The following is a 16,124-nucleotide window of genomic DNA, read 5'->3' as shown; positions in this document are numbered from 1 at the left end:
TCACGCCTCACGCCTCACGCCTCACGCCTCACGCCTCACGCCTCACGCCTCACGCCTCACGCCTCACGCCTCACGCCTCACGCCTCACGCCTCACGCCTCACGCCTCACGCCTCACGCCTCACGAGTTGCCAACTCGATGCCTTCCGCCGCGACCTGCGCCAGCAGCTGGATTTCATCGCGCGTGATCACGTACGGTGGCATGAAGTAAATCACGTCGCCCATGGGCCGGAGCAGCACGCCGCGTTCGAGTGCGTGTTGATAGACCCGCAGTCCGCGGCGTTCCTGCCAGGGATAGGGCGCGCGGGTGTTTTTGTCCTTGACCATTTCGATGGCGAGAATCATGCCGTGCTGGCGGATTTCCGCGACCTGCGGAAAAGCCGCGAGCGGTGCGGCCGCGTAGTGCATGCACGTGGCCAGGGCGCGGTTTTTCACAATCACGTCGTCGTCGCGGAAAATGTCGAGTGTGGCGAGCGCCGCGCGGCAGCCGAGCGCATTGCCGGTGTAACTGTGGGAGTGCAGGAACGCAGTGAGCTTGGCGTAGTCGGCGTAGAAGGCCTGGTAGATTTTGTCGTGGGTCATGACCACCGACAGCGGCAGGTAGCCGCCGGTCAGGCCTTTGGAGAGCAGCAGAAAATCCGGCGTGATCCCGGCTTGCTCGCAGGCGAACAGCGTGCCGGTGCGCCCGAAGCCCACGGCGATCTCGTCCGCGATCAGGTGCACGCCGTGGCGGTCGCAGGCGTCGCGCAGCAGCTTGAGATACACCGGATGGTACATGCGGAAATTTCCCGCGCATTGCACCAGCGGCTCGAGAATCACCGCGCAAACTTCCTCGTGGTGTTCGGCGAGCGCGCGTTCCATGTGCGCAAACATCCGGCGCGTGTGCGCTTCCCAGCTTTCACCGGGCTCGCGCTTGAAGCAATCGGGGCTCGGCACCGTGATGACATCCATGAGTAGCGGCTGGTAGGTGCGTTTGTAGAGCGGCTCGTCGCCCACCGCGAGCGCGCCCAGGGTTTCGCCGTGATAGCTATTGCTCAAGTTGATAAAGCGGGTTTTTTTCTGCCGGCCGAGATTGCGCCAGTAGTGGAAACTCATCTTGAGCGCCACCTCGACGGCCGAGGAGCCGTTGTCGGCGTAAAAGCAGCGCGTCAATCCGGGCGGCGCGAGTTTGACCAGCCGTTCAGAAAGTTCCACCACGGCTTCGTGGCTGAAGCCGGCGAGAATCACGTGCTCCAGCGTTTGGGCCTGCTGTGCGAGCGCCGCGTTGATGCGCGCATTGGCATGGCCGAAGAGATTCACCCACCAGGAGCTGATGGCATCGAGATAGCGCCGGCCCTCGAAATCCTCGAGCCATACCCCCTTACCGCGGCGGATGGGAATCGGCGGCAGCCACTCGTGGTCCTTCATCTGCGTGCAGGGGTGCCAGAGCACAGCGAGGTCGCGGCGGACGAAGTCGGCGTTGGCGGACATGCGATTTTCTGGTGCGGGTGAGGCCGGCATTTTGCGCATTTGGCAAATTCCCGGCAACATGCGGGCATGCGTAATCCCACCGGCAACGCGCCTGTTGGGCCAAGACGGGTGGATCCGCTCGCGGGTCTGATTGAAGGTGCGCGCTTCAGCCCCTCGCCGCATTGCGATGCCCGCCCGCCCGGCACCGCGGTTGACCTGCTCGTGATCCACGGCATCAGCCTGCCGCCCGGCGAATTCGGCGGGCCGTGGATCGAGCACCTGTTCCTTGGGCGCCTGCCCGTGGAGGCGCACCCTTATTTCCGGCAGATCGCCAATCCGCGCGTGGCCTCGCATCTACTCATCCGCCGCGACGGCGAGCTGCGGCAGTTCGTGCCGTTCACGCGCCGTGCCTGGCACGCGGGGGTCTCGGCGTTCGAGGGCCGGGCGGCCTGCAACGATTTTTCCATCGGGATCGAGCTGGAGGGAGCCGACGATGTGGCTTATACCGACAGGCAATATGCCGAACTGGTCCAGGTCAGCCGCGCGCTGATGACGGCCTATCCCGGCATCACACTGGCGCGCATCGTGGGGCATGCGGACATCGCGCCGGGGCGCAAGACCGATCCCGGCCCGGCCTTCGACTGGCTGCGCCTGCGCGCCGAGCTTGCGTAACGGCGGGCGGACGGTTTTACTAATGCCATGAGTTTTCTTGCCTTGCTTGTCAGCCTGCTGCTGGATCTGGCCCTGCGCCATCTCGAGCACCTGCGCGGACCGCGCTGGTTTCACGCGTATTTCGAAAGCCTGGGCTTTCTGACGCAGGCCGCGGATTTCTGGCGCGCGGGCTTCGGCGTGCTGGTGATCGTGCTCGTGCCCACGGTCGTGACCCTGTTCATCGGTCATCTGCTGGATCACATCTGGGGCGGGCTCGGCTTTGCGTTCGCGGTGCTGATCCTGCTGCTGACGCTGGGACCGCAGGATTTGCACGCCCAGGCCGATGAATACATCGCGGCGGTGCGCTCCGGCAACACCCAGCGCGCCGAGGAACTGGCGCGCGCCTTGTTGCGTGCCAAGCCGCCGGCCGAACCGGCCGCCTGTTCGGAGGCCATGACGCACGCGGTGTTTTCCGAAGCCAACGAGCGGCTGTTCGGCATCCTGTTCTGGTTCGCGCTGCTCGGGCCGGCGGGTGCGGTGTTGTATCGCAGCACGGATTTTCTGCGGCGTCTGCCGTCGGCGGAACCGCGCTCCACGGAATTCATCCAGGCGGTGGGGCGCCTGCACGGCGTGCTCGCCTGGATCCCGGCGCATCTCGCGGCGCTGGGTTACGGTCTGGCCGGCAGTTTCGAGGACGCGCTTTCCGAACTCAAGACGTTTTACGCCAACAGCACCATGAGGTTTTACCAGTTGAACGAGGATCTGTTGGCGTGCGCGGGACTCGGTGCGCTGCGCGCCAGCGGCCGGGATGCCGGCACCGAGCGGTTGCGCGCCGCGCTGGTGCTGGTGCGCCGCACGCTCATCATCTGGATGGTGGTGTACGCGCTCCTGACACTCGTCATCTGGGCGTGGTAAAAACCTTCCGCGCGCGAATTGCATCCGTCATACCCGCGAAAGCGGGTATCCGTCTTTGCCTGCTGATGGTTCTGCTGTTGGCATGGCACCCTTTGCTCGTGCACGCTGCCATTACGCTTAGCGGTGCTGACGGTCAATCGCTTACGCTCGCTGCGCCCGCGACACGTGTCGTCAGCCTCGCGCCGGACCTTGTGGAACTTGTTTACGACGCCGGCGCCGGCGCTTCGCTCGTGGGCACGAGCCGTTACAGCGATTATCCGGCGGCGGCCAAGAAACTTCCGCGCATCGGCGATGCCTTCCGCTTCGATCTGGAACGCATCGTTGCGCTCAGGCCCGATCTGATTCTGGCGTGGCAAGGAGGCACACCGGTTTCAGCCATCGAACGCCTGCGTGCACTGAGATTGTCGGTACTTGTCATCGGTACACGCCGACTCGCTGACATTGCGACCAACCTCGAACTCATCGGCAAGGCTACGGGCCATGAACCGGAAGCGCATGCTGCCGCGCAGGCGTTTCTGGCCGGCCTGGGAAAGCTGCGGCAGCAATATGGCGGGCGCAGATCCGTGCGCGTGTTCTACGAGATTTCCGCCGAGCCGCTGTACACCGTCGGAGGAAAACAGATCATCAGCCGCATGCTCGAACTCTGCGGCGGCCGAAATATCTTTGATGATGTGACCGCACCCGCCGCGTCCGTGAGTCTGGAAGCAGTGCTGGCCCGCGATCCCCAGGCCGTCGTCACCGGCGACGATCCCGGCGCCGTCGCGCGCCTCAAGGAATGGCAACGCTGGCCGCAGATAAGCGCAGTGCATACCGGCAACCTGTTTAGCATTTCCGGTGATCTGCTGGTCCGCGCCACACCGCGGATTCTGCAGGGCGGAAAACAGCTATGTGAGGATTTAGAGAAGGTGCGAGAGCGCAACAAGAAGTATCCTGGTAAATCTTATAACCAATGACCGCTAAGGAGTGAAATGGGGTTAGGTTTTGTTTTGTATTGATGCAAGGCAATGATTAGACATTGCCAAATGTATCAATACAAGACCTGACCCCAAGCTTTTGCAGGTAAACCATGGAAAGATGTCTAGAAATTTACGAACGTATTAAAGAGTGCGGGCAGGCTGCAATAGAGGAATTCATTGCAGAACGAAGATCAGAGGATCTATTCTTAGATTTTAAGCGCTCTTTTGATGATGGAAATGGTCGTAGATTATCTAACATTGACAGAAAGAATCTAGCAAAAGCAATTTCAGGCTTTGGAAACTCAGAAGGTGGTGTAATTGTATGGGGCGTTGACTGTTCCCTAGATGTTGATGGCGCGGACGTCGCCCATACTGAGGTCTTCATAAATAACCCAACTAGATTTTCGAGTTTATTGCAGGGCGTAAGTTCGGGTTGCACAGTTCCACCACATTCTGGTGTTGAAAATTGCGTGATTGATGTCGGTGAAAATAGAGGCTTTGTAGTTACGTTGATTCCGAAAAGCAACTCGGCACCACACCAAATGCTTCCAGATAAAAAATATCTTATTCGTGCCGGCTCTGACTTTATTCCAGTACCTCATGATGTTCTAGCTGGTATGTTTGGGAGAAGGCCACAGCCACATGTATTTCATCAATATATTCTCGCAATCCCAGAGCTCAGAGGTATCGAACTATGCATTTCGTTTGGTCTTGCAATTCATAATGAGGGGCCGGGAATTGCTTCCGATATTTTCTGTACATGCCTTATGCAATCATTACCAGGCAATGACTCAAGAATGACATTTCAGATACCTGATCGGGCTAATTGGACAGGTAGCATTGATTTCGGTAGACAGGTTAGCCTTATAAGCGCACCTGGATATCGCTTACCACCAGGAGCGAATGCGCAACCTTTAATAATTAATTTTTCGTTAACTCCACCATTTGAAGGTGTGCTTAAAATATCTGGGACAGTTGGTTCTGGTGAATCTAGAAGATATGAATTCATGATTGAGAGAAATGCTCATGACATACAGCAGCAATATGATTTGTTTGTCCGTAAAACTGCAGATGATTCATTTGCAGAAGGTGAAAAACACGATATTGCTATGGCAATAGTTGGAAATAATGATGTATAGGGAATTGCTCCAGCAGACTACCTACTTGCTGCGCTCGCGGGCGTCAGCTGAGCTTTAACGTTAGTTGGCAAAATGTACTTGTGGTCCAATTGGAAAGACGTTCCCCTTCATAGAGGCCAAATGGCCTTCTTCAAAGGGAAAGACGAAGGTTCGATTCCTTCCTTGTACTTCACAAAATGAAAGCAACTCCTGCTCGCCTTCGTTTCAAAGCACGCCTCGGACAGGCGAACCATTTTCTGGTTACGTCTTTGATTGCCTTGCACACACTGGACAATTCGGAGGTTGAAGCGGCGCCAGAAGTCCTCCGGACCTCGTGGAATCCAAAAAACAAATCTGCATCCGTGATTCGAAGCAGAAATTTTGTCATGAAATCATTTCTTGGTTGGGCTGTCGATTCGATCGATATGTACATCAGCTTGCTGGATAGAAAACCTCGATGTATCGAAAGCACAGAGTTGTCAAAGGGTCTCCAGGAAATTGGTCGGTCAGTTAGTAAACGTTTAGGCTTGGTTAATCAGTACTATGAAGTTAATTCAGAGCTAGTCGCACTTGTTGATGTGCTGATTACTTGGCGAAACAACATATTTCATGAGGCAAACGACAATGCTGTCCAAGAGGTGACGAGGCGAACGCTATTAAATTCCGCTTCCTTCATTGCTGATAAATATCGCGGCTTAATCGTCGATCGCTTGGTCGACAAAGCTGAACGCGGTGCGCCACTAACGTTCAAAGAAACGGCGTCCCTAATAAAAGCAGCCCATGACATTGTTGAAGAGCTTGATACCAAGGTACTTAAACAACTAAATGTAGAGCGGTACTGTGCCGAAGCGGTACAGCTAGCATTGGACGATAAAAAGCGACACTCGAAATTTCGATCAAAATATGCGAGTCTCGACATGTCCCGTAGAAAGAGCTTCGTCACCACCTGGTTGAAGAACGAATATGGCATCACAAATCCGCCAGAAAGCACCTTGGTCGAGGCATCCGATCTGTTGTAAGGCGTGGGCAGAGATGTTACCTAATAACCCGTTGTGGTAGCGTTTGACACGCTGTGCCTTTGCTACAGCAAAGGCACGCATCACCTAAATCGTACCTGAGCTTGTGAGATGGGGTCGAGTCTTGAAATATAAATTATTTAATGTCCTAGTATTGCATTACACAGCTGTTAGCAAGACAGTTAATCAGGAAACCTGATAATTCAAGACCAGACCCCTTGCTAATACTGATAGCGAGGCATTTGACTGGTGAGGAGAAACAGCGCATTCGCGACCTCTCCATGATCCCGAGTTTTCTTGGTGGTTGGGGTTACGGCGGCAACAGCATCATTAAAGGGGGCAGCCTCGATGGCATACGGACGTACGCGAAACTACCTGTTCTACCAAGGCGACCTAGACGCCACGCTACGGGCCCACTTCGCGAAAATTCCAGATCGGGTTGAGGCAATACCCGAGGCTGACCTATTTAACGAAGAAGAGTCGTCTCTGATCGAACTCGTCCGAAACGATTTCGTTATCGTTCCGCTTACTATTGATGAAACAAACCTCTCCATGACGAGAGAGGAAACAAAAGTCGATGTGAGCGGTGACCCTTCTCGGTATTTCTCGATGAATGGCGGCCCGCACTATGTTGCGGGCATCCGGGTTAAGATCTCAGTTCCATTTACTGGTGATCCGATCCTGTGGAAGCTAAAGCCGAGCACGTGGACAAGTGTTCTTCCTTACGGCGACGTCATGTCACGACACGGTCAACGTGACGGCACGTTGGATGTGATCATTGAATACCCAGCGGATATGGGGCCAGAAGAAGCAAAAAAACGCTTCGATGAGAACATGAAGACTATGCGCTTCTACATCGATAACCAAGGCAAACAGGTTGAGGGCGAGAACGCAAGGCTGATCGACACTATTCGGGCAGCAATAGCATCACGCAGGGCCAAACTTCAAAAGCATGGGGCTGGTCTTGAGGCGGCCTTCGGCATCAAAGCCGCAGTCCCGGCGCAGCCGGTTACGACAACGCCCACCGCCGCAGTTCCTGTAGCATCTAAGGCAACTTCCAAGAACAAGGCTCTCCAACACCAATGGGACGTCTTCCTGTCACATGCATCTGAAGACAAGGATGACTTCGCTCGGCCCTTGGCCATTGCCCTCAAGGCGAAAGGCCTTCAGGTCTGGTTTGACGAGTTCACTCTAAGGGTTGGGGACAGCTTGCGTAGATCCATTGATAAGGGTCTAGCCGGCGCTCGTTTTGGAATCGTCCTCATCAGCCCGAAGTTCCTGGAGAAGGAATGGCCTCAGAAAGAGCTTGATGCGTTAATGGACAGAGAGTCGCATGGAGTCAAGGTGATCTTGCCGGTTTGGCACAACGTGGATGCCGCATATGTTCGTAAATTCTCCCCTCTCCTCGCGGATCGTCTCGCATCTTCAACAGCACGAGGACTCGATCACGTCGTATCTGACCTGTGGGCGGCGATCAAGAATGAGTAGCCCATGACAATGACGCCGAACAACGCGTTCCAGCCGACGGTCCTCGCGCCGCGCTCGTCCCGCCGCAGAACGCGGGCGTTAGATCGTTAAACTAATTATTTTTGCGTTCATGTTTCCACTGCACTTCCTGACCCTCATTCTGGCGAGCGATTACTCGCGCCAATACAAACAGTAAATCGGATAGTCGGTTAAGGTATTTGATGCTTTCGGGATTTTGTGGATGCTGCTTGTGTAGTGTCCAGGCACGGCGTTCGGCGCGGCGGCAGACGGTGCGGGCCAAGTGACAGAGGGCGGCGGCACGATTGCCGCCCGGCAGGATGAATTCCTTGAGTGGCGGCAAGTTCTCGTTGAACCGGTCGAGTGTGGATTCGAGACGTTGGATGTGTTCCGCGGCGATGGCGATGTAACCCGGCAGACAGAATTCGCTGCCGAGATCAAACAGTTCGTGTTGAATCGGTTGCAACGCCTCGGTCACATCCTTGGGCAACGATTCGGCGAGCAACAGGCCGAGCGCGCTGTTCAATTCGTCCAGTGTTCCATAGGCTTCAACATGCGCATCGTCTTTCGGCACGCGGGTGCCGTCACCGAGGCCGGTGGTGCCGTCATCGCCGGTACGCGTGTAAATCTTGCTCAGCCGGTGGCCCATGCGATATTTCCAAACGGCGGGAATTCGATTGTATGCCGGTTCCCTGCAATGCGGGCCGCGGTTCGAAGGCCCGCCGGCAGGAAGTTTGGCAGCGGCTTGGGCCGATGCACGCGTCCGGACGGCGACGCCTGACCGACACGATTCAGGTGTCGGATACCGGCGCGACGGTGGATTTGGCTATCGGTACGGAGAATCCATCGGACCAGAACACTTCCCATCCCTGCGTATACAGGTCTGCGGCCAGCCAGGTAAGCCAGGTGTCGCGCGTCCAGGTGAGATTCGGAACTTCCTCGAACAGCAGAAAGTCCGCTTCCGCCAGGCGCTCGCTGGTGACCACCCGCAACAATGCCTGCTTGCGATTCCTGTGGCTGGCGACCAGGCACTCGAAAGCCTCGTGGCTGCGACGTGCAAGAAACGCCGGCCGCGCATCGGTGACGGACAGATCCCGGCCGTGAGCCAGCAATTCCTGGCGTCGGTCCAGGTAGGGCATTACCAGAGTCGGTTGCAGCGCCGCGTCGTTCGCGATCAGGTAGGGCTCGAATTCATTCTTCTGCACGAAATCCACCAGGGCCTGCTGGGCTTTGGCCAGGTTCGGCAGACTGGCGAGCGGAATGTAGCGTGCCGTTATCCGGTGTTCCTCGATCCAGCTTTCGCACAGTACCGGCACCGGATCGTCGTAGGCCTGCAACGCAACGCTGTAGCCCGACGGGCGGCCGCCGCGCTCCGCAGTCTCGTAAAGGTACATCCGCACTGCACCCCCCACCTTGGGCAGGCGTATCACCATGTGACTCAGGCGGGCAATGGCTTGCATGTGCAGGGACTCGTCCGCGGTGCCGGTGGGACGGACGGGATTTTACTGGATTCCCGCATTGGCCGGGACTACTTCAACGCGCCGCGCTCAGGTCTGACAGTGTGGGCAGTAATACGTGGTGCGCTGGCCGGTGACGCGCGCCGCAATGTGATGCCCGCAGCGCCGGCACGCCCGGCCTTTGCGCCCGTACACCCGCAGGTGCTGGCGGAAATAACCGGGGCGACCGTCCTCGCGAGTAAAGTCCCGCAGCGTGGTGCCGCCGGCCCGGATTGCGGCACTCAGAATTTTCCTGATGGCCCCGGCGAGTGCGATGCAGCGCTCGCGGCTGAGGCGGCCCACGCTGCGCTCGGGGTGGATGCGCGCCAGGAACAAGGCTTCGCAGGCGTAGATATTGCCCACGCCCACCACGATGTGGCTGTTCATGATGAAATTCTTGACCGCGAGTCTGCGTTTGCGCGATTTCTCGAACAGGTAGTTGCCGTCAAAGCCGTTAGTGAGCGGTTCCGGGCCGAGCGCGCGCAGCAGCTTGTGACGCGCGGGGTCCTGCGTGGTCCACAGCAGCGCACCGAAGCGGCGCGGGTCGTGCAGGCGCAGCGCGCAGCCGCCTTCGAGCACGATGTCGAGGTGATCGTGTTTGCCGGCTGCGGTATCCGCGGCCAACACCCGCAGGCTGCCGGACATGCCGAGATGCAGAATCGCCGTGCCGGCGGCGGTATGCAGCAACAGGTACTTTCCGCGACGGGTAACGGCCTGGATGCGCTGACCCGGTAGGCTCTCGATCAGCGCGCGCGGCACCGGCCAGCGCAGCCGGCGATTGCGGATTTTGACTTTGGTAACTCTGTGGCCGCGCAGATACGGCTCAATGCCGCGACGCGTTGTTTCGACTTCGGGCAGTTCCGGCATTTGACAGCTACTTGTGTCCTTCGGCTCGGGCGTGGTCAGCCTTGCTCGCAGGTTTGGGTGCCGAAGAAGCGGATTGGAAAGTCAGGAGCGCCGCGCGCTGGGCGCTGGGGAGCTGGTAGGCGATACCCAGATCCGGACGCGCCAACACGAAGAAATTGGGCTCTTGCAGAATGGCAAAGCGCAACGCGGATTTTTCGCCGGCGAGTTCAATTGCGACTTCGCCCGCGGGTTTGCCGGCCTGAGCCTTTTCAACTCCAATGGCCTGGGCGTTCTGCCAGTTGTCCACCAGCGTCTGGATGGCGTCAGCGGAAACCGCTGAATCGGCAGGCGCTAAATGCCATTTGTCACCCTTGAGTGTCAGCGTGGCGTCGGGCAACTGCAGGGCGGTGATTTCGGCTTGCTCAGGCAGCAGGCGCTTGCTCACCCACCAATAGGGGCGGTGAGCGACGCGGTAGAACAACATGCCGCTGACCACATGTACCTGTCCGCCGCTCAGCACATAGCGGTAGTTATTCAACGGTTCGGTGTCGCCAAAATCGAATTCCGTGCCGTTGATCCACAGGCGCACGCGCGCGGGGTCGAGACCGTATTGCGCCAACTTTGCGGGGGCGGCGCTGAAACTGCCCTTGATCTCGGCGGGCAGACTGTCGAGCAGCGACTGCACCAGAAACTCATCGGCTGGCAGCCTGGACGGAGCCGTCATGCTCCATGAGCCGTTTGCGCGCACGAGTTCCACGGTGGCGGTATCCGGCTGGGCAATCCTGATCGAGTTCACATCCTGCTCCTGCAGGCGGGTGAGAACCGGTGCCGGCGCTGGCGTCTTGTGGCCCGGCTTGAAGTACACGAGCGCCGCGAGGATAGCGACGATGATGACCAAGACCAGATTGAGCCACAGACGGGTTTTCATGCGCGGCGGCGGCGTGACCAGATGATCAGCCCGCAGGCGATGAGCGCGAGCGGGATCAGGAACAGGAAACCCAGGCCGATCAGCGATTGGTCGCTTTTCGACAGCGTCAAGGTGCGGTCGGGCGCGGATTGCGGATTGATGTTGATAAAGCTGTCTTCGTGCGCCAGCCAGTTGAGGATATTCAGGCCGAGCGCGAGATTGCCGCCGTTGTTCAAATAGGAATTGGAGAGGAAGTCGCCGTCGCCGGTAACCACCACACGCTGCTCGATGCTCCGCGGCGCGTCGCCTTTGGCCGTGGCCGGTTGCATGATTGCGCGCGTCAGGCTCACACCGATGGTGAGCGGCCCGCGTTGGTCGCCGTGCGTCGGGTCGTACTTCACATCGCCCTCGAGCTTGCCGGTTTCCAGCCAGCTGCGCGGCAGGGTTTGCAGGAAATTCTCCGCTTGCCAGGCGCTGCCCGGAGCGGTGCTGATGGAGGTGGCGCCGGCAAACAGCGTAGCCGTGGTGAAATCACGGGTGATCACAGAAGCGGAGTTGTATTTGGCCACCAGGATCACGGTGGGATTGGTGATGCCGAAGAGCTGCGAGTCGGGGTCCACGATGGTGCCCTTGGCGAACTCGATGCCCAGATCTCGTGCCAGCGGCTCGAGGCCATAGAGCGGACCCGGATCGCCCAGCCACAGCAGGTTGCCGCCGCGTTTCAGGTAGTCACTGATTAAATTGACGCTGCCCGGCAGCAGATTGGCTTGCGGGCCGGCTATTATCAGTACCGCGGTATTGGTAGGGATGCTGGGAGTGGCCGCGAGGTTCAGAGTTTCGAGCTTGAAGCCTTTCTGCTCGAGCTGCGTGCCGAAATCGCCGAGATCGAAGTTGCGCTGGCCGTGCGGATCGCGCTCGCCGTCGCCGCTCAGGAACACCACATATTCATCCGCGCTGCGCGCAATGCCCTCGATGGCGTTGGTCACGGCGGCTTCATTGATCTGCGTGACCTTTTGGGTACGCCCCTGATAGCCAATCACCAGCTCGCCGTCACCGGTAATACCGGCGCTGCGCGCCGCCTGTGGATCGGTTTCCGGATTGATGAAGCTGAGTGAGGTATCGGGCTTGACCTCCTGATAATTGCCGACGAAGCGCCGGATGGCTTCGCGCAGCACCGTGTTGTCGCGCGCATAGGCGGTGAAACTCAATGGGCTTTTGAGCGTGTGCAGCAACTGCACGCTCGCGGGCGAGAGCGAATTGCGGTGCCCGTAGGTCCAGTCGGCGTTGTACGCATAGCGGGTGCTGAGCCAGGCAAGCAGGCCGATGACCGCGAGGAACAGAATCACGAAGCCCCAGTTCTGGGCGCGCAGTTGCAGGCGGGATTTTCGGGTGACGCGCATGCGGCTCAGTGCTGCAGGCGGTAGGCATCCAGGCGGCGGATGCTGAGCACGAGGAACGCCACGATGAACAGCACGTAGTAGATGACGTCGGCGCTGTTGAAGCTGCCGGTGAGCAGCGAGCTGTAGTGATCCACGAGCGACAGGTAATGGAACACCGGACTGTACTCGGCATTGCCGCTGCCGGCCCAGCTGATGATCCACAGCAGCAGCAGCAAGCCGAAGCCCGACACAGCCGCCACCACCGGCTGTTTGGTGAGCGTGGAAATAAACAAGCCGGCGGCCGCGAATGCACCCAGCAGCAGCGCCAGCCCCAGCACGCCGGCAAACAGCTTGCCGTAATCCAGATGTGTGCCGATTGCGAGCGACAACGGCATGAGCGTGATCAGCCCCAGCATGATGAGCAGGAAGATCAGCAATCCCAGATATTTGCCGAGCACGATTTCAGTCATGCTGACCGGCGAGGACAGCAGCAGACTCAGGGTGCCGCTGCGGCGCTCCTCGGCGATCAGGCGCATGCTCATGATCGGCACCACCAGCAGCATAATTACGCTAGCGACACTGAATATGGGCACAGCGATCGCTTGGGTGACACCTGGCGGATTTGCCATGTCTGCAAACGTAGGCGCTACTTGCAGAAATTTAGCGACCTGCACCAAGAACAGATAGGCAACGATGAACTGGATCACTGCCAGCACGCACCAGGCGAGCGGCGAGAGGAACAGGTGCTTGAGTTCGCGCCCGGCGATGGTAAAGATCATCATGCGGCTTGCCCTAGTGCGGCGACTGCGACATTTTCGTCGGCAGCGGTCAGCTCCACGAAAATCTGTTCGAGTGATTTGCGTTCCGGCGTGAGTTCCAGCAGTCCCCAGCCGCGCCGCAGGACTTCGGCGGCCACCGCTTCCGCGGGGCTGGTATCGCCCTGGAACGCAATGCGCAGCTGTCGATCGTCGAGCACTTCCACCCCCGTTACACCACGCACGGCTTTGATGGCCGCGACGTCGGGAGTCTGCCGGCAGACGAGCCGCAGGCTGGCGGCCTGCATGCGCGTTGCGAGTCCGGCGAGCGTGTCATTGAACACCAGCCGGCCCTGGTGAATGATCTGCACGCGGCTGCACACGCTTTGCACTTCGGGCAGGATGTGGGTGGAGAGAATCACACCGTGCTCGCGCCCGAGTTCGGTGATGAGCGCGCGGATCTCGCGGATCTGGATGGGATCCAGGCCGACGGTGGGCTCATCGAGAATCACCACGCGCGGTGCATGGATGATGGCCTGCGCGATGCCGACGCGCTGGCGGAAGCCCTTGGAGAGATTGCCGATGAGTCGCGCGCCCATGTCCTTCAGGCCGCAGCGTTCCTTGGCGGAAGCGCGTGCCGCGGGCACCTGGGCGCGGGCTACGCGATTGAGGCGCGCGCAGTAATCCAGGTATTCGTCCACGGTGAAGTCCGGATAGAGCGGCGGCTGTTCGGGCAGATAACCGATGGCGCTCTTGGCACGCTTGGGCTCATCCAGAATGTCCACGCCGTTGATGAGAATCCGGCCGGCACTGGGCGCCAGGTTGCCGGTCAGCATGTGCATGGTAGTGGTCTTGCCGGCGCCGTTCGGCCCGAGGAACCCGAGGATTTCGCCGGTGTGCAGCTCGAAATTCAGATTCTCGACGGCGCAATGACTGTCGTAATAGCGATACAAATTCTCCACTTTCACGAGTAGATCATTGTTACTCATGGCATAAATCGCGTGATGGATTGCGTGAAAAACACAACAGCAGACGTGGACGAATTGCCTGCGCTGGTCTGCCGACGGCCTGTCGTCGCGCGTAAGCCGGAAAAATTCCCGACCATGGGTGTAGTTTTACGGTGCTGGCGGTGTAATTGCAAGCTGGTGCGGGCGGCCGACATCCGCGTGGACCCCCGTTGCTTATATTATAATGTGCGCACGCAGGCATTTTCTGCTTGTGTCGCGCTGAGGTATCTCCGTTGTTGTCCGCGTTTCTCCTGACTCATGGTCTTCTGGGGTTGCCTATTTGGGCCCTGTTCATCATCGCGCCGGTTTTCATACACCTCACCATCGCGGCGGTCACACTGTTTCTGCACCGCGACCAGACACACCGCGGCCTGGAATTGCACCCCGCGGTCCGACATGTGTTCCGTTTCTGGCTGTGGCTGACCACCGGTATGGTGACCCGCGAATGGGTGGCCGTGCACCGCAAGCATCACGCGCATTGCGAGACTGAGGACGATCCCCACAGCCCGCGGGTCAAAGGCCTGCTCAAGGTACTGCTGGAGGGCGCGGAGTTGTACCGCGCCGAGGCTGGTAATCGCGAAACGGTCGCCAAATACGGCCGCGGTACGGTGGACGACTGGATGGAGCGCCACGTTTACAGCCGGCATGCGGTTTTGGGCGTGAGCCTGATGCTGGTCCTGGATGTACTGTTGCTGGGTTTGCCGGGCATTACCGTGTGGGCGGTACAGATGCTGGCGATTCCGGTGCTGGCCGCAGGCGTGGTCAACGGCGTCGGCCATTATTCAGGTTATCGCAATTTCGAGTGCAAGGACGCGGCCACCAACGTTTTCCCTTGGGGCTTCCTGATCGGCGGCGAAGAACTGCACAACAATCATCACGCCTTTCCGGCATCGGCGAAGTTTTCACAGCGGCCCTGGGAATTCGACCTCGGCTGGACCTACATCCGCCTGCTGGAGAAACTCGGCCTGGCGAAAGTCCGCCGCGTGGCGCCGGAACCCATCATCGTGCCACGGCGCGGACCCGTGGGCATGGATACGGTGCACGCGGTACTGCTGAACCGCATGCACGTGCTGCGGGACTACATCCGCGAAGTCATTCGCCCGGCGCTGGAAACCGAGAAGCAGCAAGCCAGTGGCACCAGCCGCGGTTTGTTTGCGCATGCCCGCCGGCTGTTGAGCCGCGACGAGACGCTGCTCGATGCCCGCGGCCGTACGCGTTTGCAGGAAACCCTGGCGCGCAGTCCGACATTGCGCACCGTGTATGAGTATCGCCGGCGGCTGCAGGCGCTTTGGGAAAACAACACACTCTCAAACGAAAGGTTGTTGCAACAGTTCCGCGATTGGCTTAACCAGGCGGAAGCCGCGCGCATCGTCAGCTTGCGGGAATTTGCCCAACGTTTGCGCGGCTACAGGTTACAGCCGGCCTGAATATATGCATTCGCATCAACAAAAAACCCGCCGCTGGCGGGTTTTTTGTTGGCCACTGATCGTTGCGGCCGGTTTATTGTGGGAGCGGCGGTCCCCGCCGCGATTTCTCTATTTGATCTTCGCCTCTTTGTACGTCACGTGCTTGCGTGCTACCGGATCGAATTTCTTGACTTCCATCTTGTCGGGATGCAGGCGGCGGTTTTTGGTGGTGGTGTAGTAGTGGCCGGTGTCGGCGCTGGAAACCAGTTTGATTTTCTCGCGCATGTCCTGTCGTCCTCAGATTTTCTCGCCGCGCGCGCGCAACTCGGCTACCACCTGTTCGGTGCCGAGCTTGTCTATGGTGCGCATGCCTTTGGTGGAAACACGCAGGGTCACGAAGCGCTTCTCGCTCTCCAGCCAGAATCGGTGACTGTGCAGGTTGGGCAGAAAACGCCGCCGCGTCTTGTTGTTGGCGTGCGAGACGTTGTTTCCGGTGACCGGGCTTTTGCCCGTGACCTGGCAGACCCTGGACATGCTGCGATCCTCGTGAAATGCAGTTTCGCCCATGGGCGAAAGGGGCGGTATTCTAGCAGCCACGCCCGGTTTGGCAAACTTCGACAGTCACAGCAGTCCGCGTTCCGCGAAGGAGGCCGTCTCGCCGTCGCCCACCACGAAATGATCCAGTACGCGCACGTCCACCAAAGCCAGCGATTCCTTGAGGCGCTGGGTCAGTCGCCGGT

The 16,124-nt window shown here is 59.0% G+C and carries 18 protein-coding genes and 1 tRNA gene (1 of these 19 cut by a window edge); 8 read left to right on the top strand and 11 right to left on the bottom strand.

Annotation, left to right across the window (positions count from 1 at the left end):
• Nucleotides 1–112: 112 nt before the first annotated feature.
• Entirely contained in the window at nucleotides 113–1,468 is a 1,356-nt protein-coding gene (locus VJR90_09995) for an adenosylmethionine--8-amino-7-oxononanoate transaminase (GenBank protein HKV97807.1), read from the bottom strand.
• A 66-nt stretch (nucleotides 1,469–1,534) separates the two neighbouring features.
• Here VJR90_09995 and ampD point away from each other — a divergent pair, with 66 nt between their 5' ends.
• The 7 genes from ampD to VJR90_09960 all read left to right on the top strand — a co-directional run bounded on the left by ampD (nucleotide 1,535) and on the right by VJR90_09960 (nucleotide 7,591).
• Nucleotides 1,535–2,119: a 1,6-anhydro-N-acetylmuramyl-L-alanine amidase AmpD gene (gene ampD, locus VJR90_09990; GenBank protein HKV97806.1), complete on the top strand. Its 585-nt coding sequence runs from the start codon at nucleotides 1,535–1,537 to the stop codon at nucleotides 2,117–2,119.
• Nucleotides 2,120–2,146: 27 nt separating this feature from the next.
• The gene (ampE, locus tag VJR90_09985; protein HKV97805.1) at nucleotides 2,147–3,013 is read left to right on the top strand and encodes a regulatory signaling modulator protein AmpE; all 867 of its coding nucleotides are present in this window, start codon (nucleotides 2,147–2,149) and stop codon (nucleotides 3,011–3,013) included.
• A 98-nt stretch (nucleotides 3,014–3,111) separates the two neighbouring features.
• Entirely contained in the window at nucleotides 3,112–3,966 is an 855-nt protein-coding gene (locus VJR90_09980) for a cobalamin-binding protein (protein ID HKV97804.1), read from the top strand.
• 113 nt (nucleotides 3,967–4,079) lie between these two features.
• Nucleotides 4,080–5,108 (top strand): ATP-binding protein, encoded by a 1,029-nt coding sequence (locus VJR90_09975; protein HKV97803.1) that lies wholly within the window; start codon nucleotides 4,080–4,082, stop codon nucleotides 5,106–5,108.
• A gap of 74 nt (nucleotides 5,109–5,182) precedes the next feature.
• Nucleotides 5,183–5,277, top strand: a tRNA-OTHER gene (locus VJR90_09970).
• A gap of 196 nt (nucleotides 5,278–5,473) precedes the next feature.
• A complete protein-coding gene (locus VJR90_09965; protein ID HKV97802.1) occupies nucleotides 5,474–6,106 on the top strand; it encodes a hypothetical protein in 633 nt (210 codons plus the stop codon).
• 345 nt (nucleotides 6,107–6,451) lie between these two features.
• Complete coding sequence (locus VJR90_09960) at nucleotides 6,452–7,591, top strand: toll/interleukin-1 receptor domain-containing protein (protein ID HKV97801.1); 1,140 nt, start codon at nucleotides 6,452–6,454, stop codon at nucleotides 7,589–7,591.
• A 91-nt stretch (nucleotides 7,592–7,682) separates the two neighbouring features.
• Here the strand turns inward: VJR90_09960 and VJR90_09955 are convergent, their stop codons facing one another.
• The 7 genes from VJR90_09955 to VJR90_09925 all read right to left on the bottom strand — a co-directional run bounded on the left by VJR90_09955 (nucleotide 7,683) and on the right by VJR90_09925 (nucleotide 13,960).
• On the bottom strand, nucleotides 7,683–8,237 hold the full coding sequence (locus VJR90_09955) for a cob(I)yrinic acid a,c-diamide adenosyltransferase (protein HKV97800.1): 555 nt from the start codon (nucleotides 8,235–8,237) through the stop codon (nucleotides 7,683–7,685).
• Nucleotides 8,238–8,379: 142 nt separating this feature from the next.
• On the bottom strand, nucleotides 8,380–9,048 hold the full coding sequence (locus tag VJR90_09950) for a hypothetical protein (GenBank protein HKV97799.1): 669 nt from the start codon (nucleotides 9,046–9,048) through the stop codon (nucleotides 8,380–8,382).
• Nucleotides 9,049–9,135: 87 nt separating this feature from the next.
• Nucleotides 9,136–9,951 (bottom strand): bifunctional DNA-formamidopyrimidine glycosylase/DNA-(apurinic or apyrimidinic site) lyase, encoded by an 816-nt coding sequence (gene mutM / locus VJR90_09945; GenBank protein ID HKV97798.1) that lies wholly within the window; start codon nucleotides 9,949–9,951, stop codon nucleotides 9,136–9,138.
• A 7-nt stretch (nucleotides 9,952–9,958) separates the two neighbouring features.
• A complete protein-coding gene (locus VJR90_09940; protein HKV97797.1) occupies nucleotides 9,959–10,858 on the bottom strand; it encodes a DUF4340 domain-containing protein in 900 nt (299 codons plus the stop codon).
• Nucleotides 10,855–12,237 carry a GldG family protein gene (locus VJR90_09935; protein HKV97796.1) on the bottom strand — a complete coding sequence of 461 codons (1,383 nt, stop codon included), beginning with the start codon at nucleotides 12,235–12,237 and terminating at the stop codon, nucleotides 10,855–10,857. The genes VJR90_09940 and VJR90_09935 overlap by 4 nt, the downstream gene beginning before the upstream one ends.
• A gap of 5 nt (nucleotides 12,238–12,242) precedes the next feature.
• The gene (locus VJR90_09930) at nucleotides 12,243–12,998 is read right to left on the bottom strand and encodes an ABC transporter permease subunit (GenBank protein ID HKV97795.1); all 756 of its coding nucleotides are present in this window, start codon (nucleotides 12,996–12,998) and stop codon (nucleotides 12,243–12,245) included.
• Nucleotides 12,995–13,960 (bottom strand): ATP-binding cassette domain-containing protein, encoded by a 966-nt coding sequence (locus tag VJR90_09925; protein HKV97794.1) that lies wholly within the window; start codon nucleotides 13,958–13,960, stop codon nucleotides 12,995–12,997. Before VJR90_09925 ends, VJR90_09930 begins: the two co-directional genes overlap by 4 nt.
• A 290-nt stretch (nucleotides 13,961–14,250) precedes the next feature.
• Here VJR90_09925 and VJR90_09920 point away from each other — a divergent pair, with 290 nt between their 5' ends.
• Nucleotides 14,251–15,405 carry a fatty acid desaturase gene (locus tag VJR90_09920; GenBank protein HKV97793.1) on the top strand — a complete coding sequence of 385 codons (1,155 nt, stop codon included), beginning with the start codon at nucleotides 14,251–14,253 and terminating at the stop codon, nucleotides 15,403–15,405.
• A gap of 108 nt (nucleotides 15,406–15,513) precedes the next feature.
• Here VJR90_09920 and rpmG read toward each other — a convergent pair whose 3' ends face one another.
• From rpmG to radC, 3 genes are all read right to left on the bottom strand, one after another.
• Complete coding sequence (gene rpmG / locus VJR90_09915) at nucleotides 15,514–15,669, bottom strand: 50S ribosomal protein L33 (protein HKV97792.1); 156 nt, start codon at nucleotides 15,667–15,669, stop codon at nucleotides 15,514–15,516.
• Nucleotides 15,670–15,681: 12 nt separating this feature from the next.
• Nucleotides 15,682–15,918 carry a 50S ribosomal protein L28 gene (gene rpmB / locus VJR90_09910; GenBank protein ID HKV97791.1) on the bottom strand — a complete coding sequence of 79 codons (237 nt, stop codon included), beginning with the start codon at nucleotides 15,916–15,918 and terminating at the stop codon, nucleotides 15,682–15,684.
• Nucleotides 15,919–16,005: 87 nt separating this feature from the next.
• Nucleotides 16,006–16,124, bottom strand: partial view of a DNA repair protein RadC gene (gene radC, locus VJR90_09905; protein ID HKV97790.1) — the end only. It continues 556 nt past the right edge of the window; 119 of the gene's 675 nt are visible here — the last part of the coding sequence; the start codon falls outside the window, past its right edge; its stop codon occupies nucleotides 16,006–16,008.

The sequence above is a fragment of the Gammaproteobacteria bacterium genome (assembly GCA_035279405.1).
GTDB lineage: Bacteria > Pseudomonadota > Gammaproteobacteria > Natronospirales > REEB76 > REEB76.
This window is presented reverse-complemented; position numbering and strand designations above follow the sequence as displayed.

What these genes read in the sequence shown, in the direction of transcription:
- mutM (HKV97798.1), bottom strand. Translation starts at nt 9,951, where the DNA reads ATGCCGGAACTGCCCGAAGTCGAAACAACGCGTCGCGGCATTGAGCCG.
- VJR90_09960 (HKV97801.1), top strand. Translation starts at nt 6,452, where the DNA reads ATGGCATACGGACGTACGCGAAACTACCTGTTCTACCAAGGCGACCTA.
- VJR90_09995 (HKV97807.1), bottom strand. Translation starts at nt 1,468, where the DNA reads ATGTCCGCCAACGCCGACTTCGTCCGCCGCGACCTCGCTGTGCTCTGG.
- VJR90_09930 (HKV97795.1), bottom strand. Translation starts at nt 12,998, where the DNA reads ATGATGATCTTTACCATCGCCGGGCGCGAACTCAAGCACCTGTTCCTC.
- VJR90_09965 (HKV97802.1), top strand. Translation starts at nt 5,474, where the DNA reads ATGAAATCATTTCTTGGTTGGGCTGTCGATTCGATCGATATGTACATC.
- VJR90_09975 (HKV97803.1), top strand. Translation starts at nt 4,080, where the DNA reads ATGGAAAGATGTCTAGAAATTTACGAACGTATTAAAGAGTGCGGGCAG.
- ampE (HKV97805.1), top strand. Translation starts at nt 2,147, where the DNA reads ATGAGTTTTCTTGCCTTGCTTGTCAGCCTGCTGCTGGATCTGGCCCTG.
- VJR90_09940 (HKV97797.1), bottom strand. Translation starts at nt 10,858, where the DNA reads ATGAAAACCCGTCTGTGGCTCAATCTGGTCTTGGTCATCATCGTCGCT.
- ampD (HKV97806.1), top strand. Translation starts at nt 1,535, where the DNA reads ATGCGTAATCCCACCGGCAACGCGCCTGTTGGGCCAAGACGGGTGGAT.
- VJR90_09935 (HKV97796.1), bottom strand. Translation starts at nt 12,237, where the DNA reads ATGCGCGTCACCCGAAAATCCCGCCTGCAACTGCGCGCCCAGAACTGG.
- VJR90_09950 (HKV97799.1), bottom strand. Translation starts at nt 9,048, where the DNA reads ATGCAAGCCATTGCCCGCCTGAGTCACATGGTGATACGCCTGCCCAAG.
- rpmG (HKV97792.1), bottom strand. Translation starts at nt 15,669, where the DNA reads ATGCGCGAGAAAATCAAACTGGTTTCCAGCGCCGACACCGGCCACTAC.
- rpmB (HKV97791.1), bottom strand. Translation starts at nt 15,918, where the DNA reads ATGTCCAGGGTCTGCCAGGTCACGGGCAAAAGCCCGGTCACCGGAAAC.
- VJR90_09925 (HKV97794.1), bottom strand. Translation starts at nt 13,960, where the DNA reads ATGAGTAACAATGATCTACTCGTGAAAGTGGAGAATTTGTATCGCTAT.
- VJR90_09955 (HKV97800.1), bottom strand. Translation starts at nt 8,237, where the DNA reads ATGGGCCACCGGCTGAGCAAGATTTACACGCGTACCGGCGATGACGGC.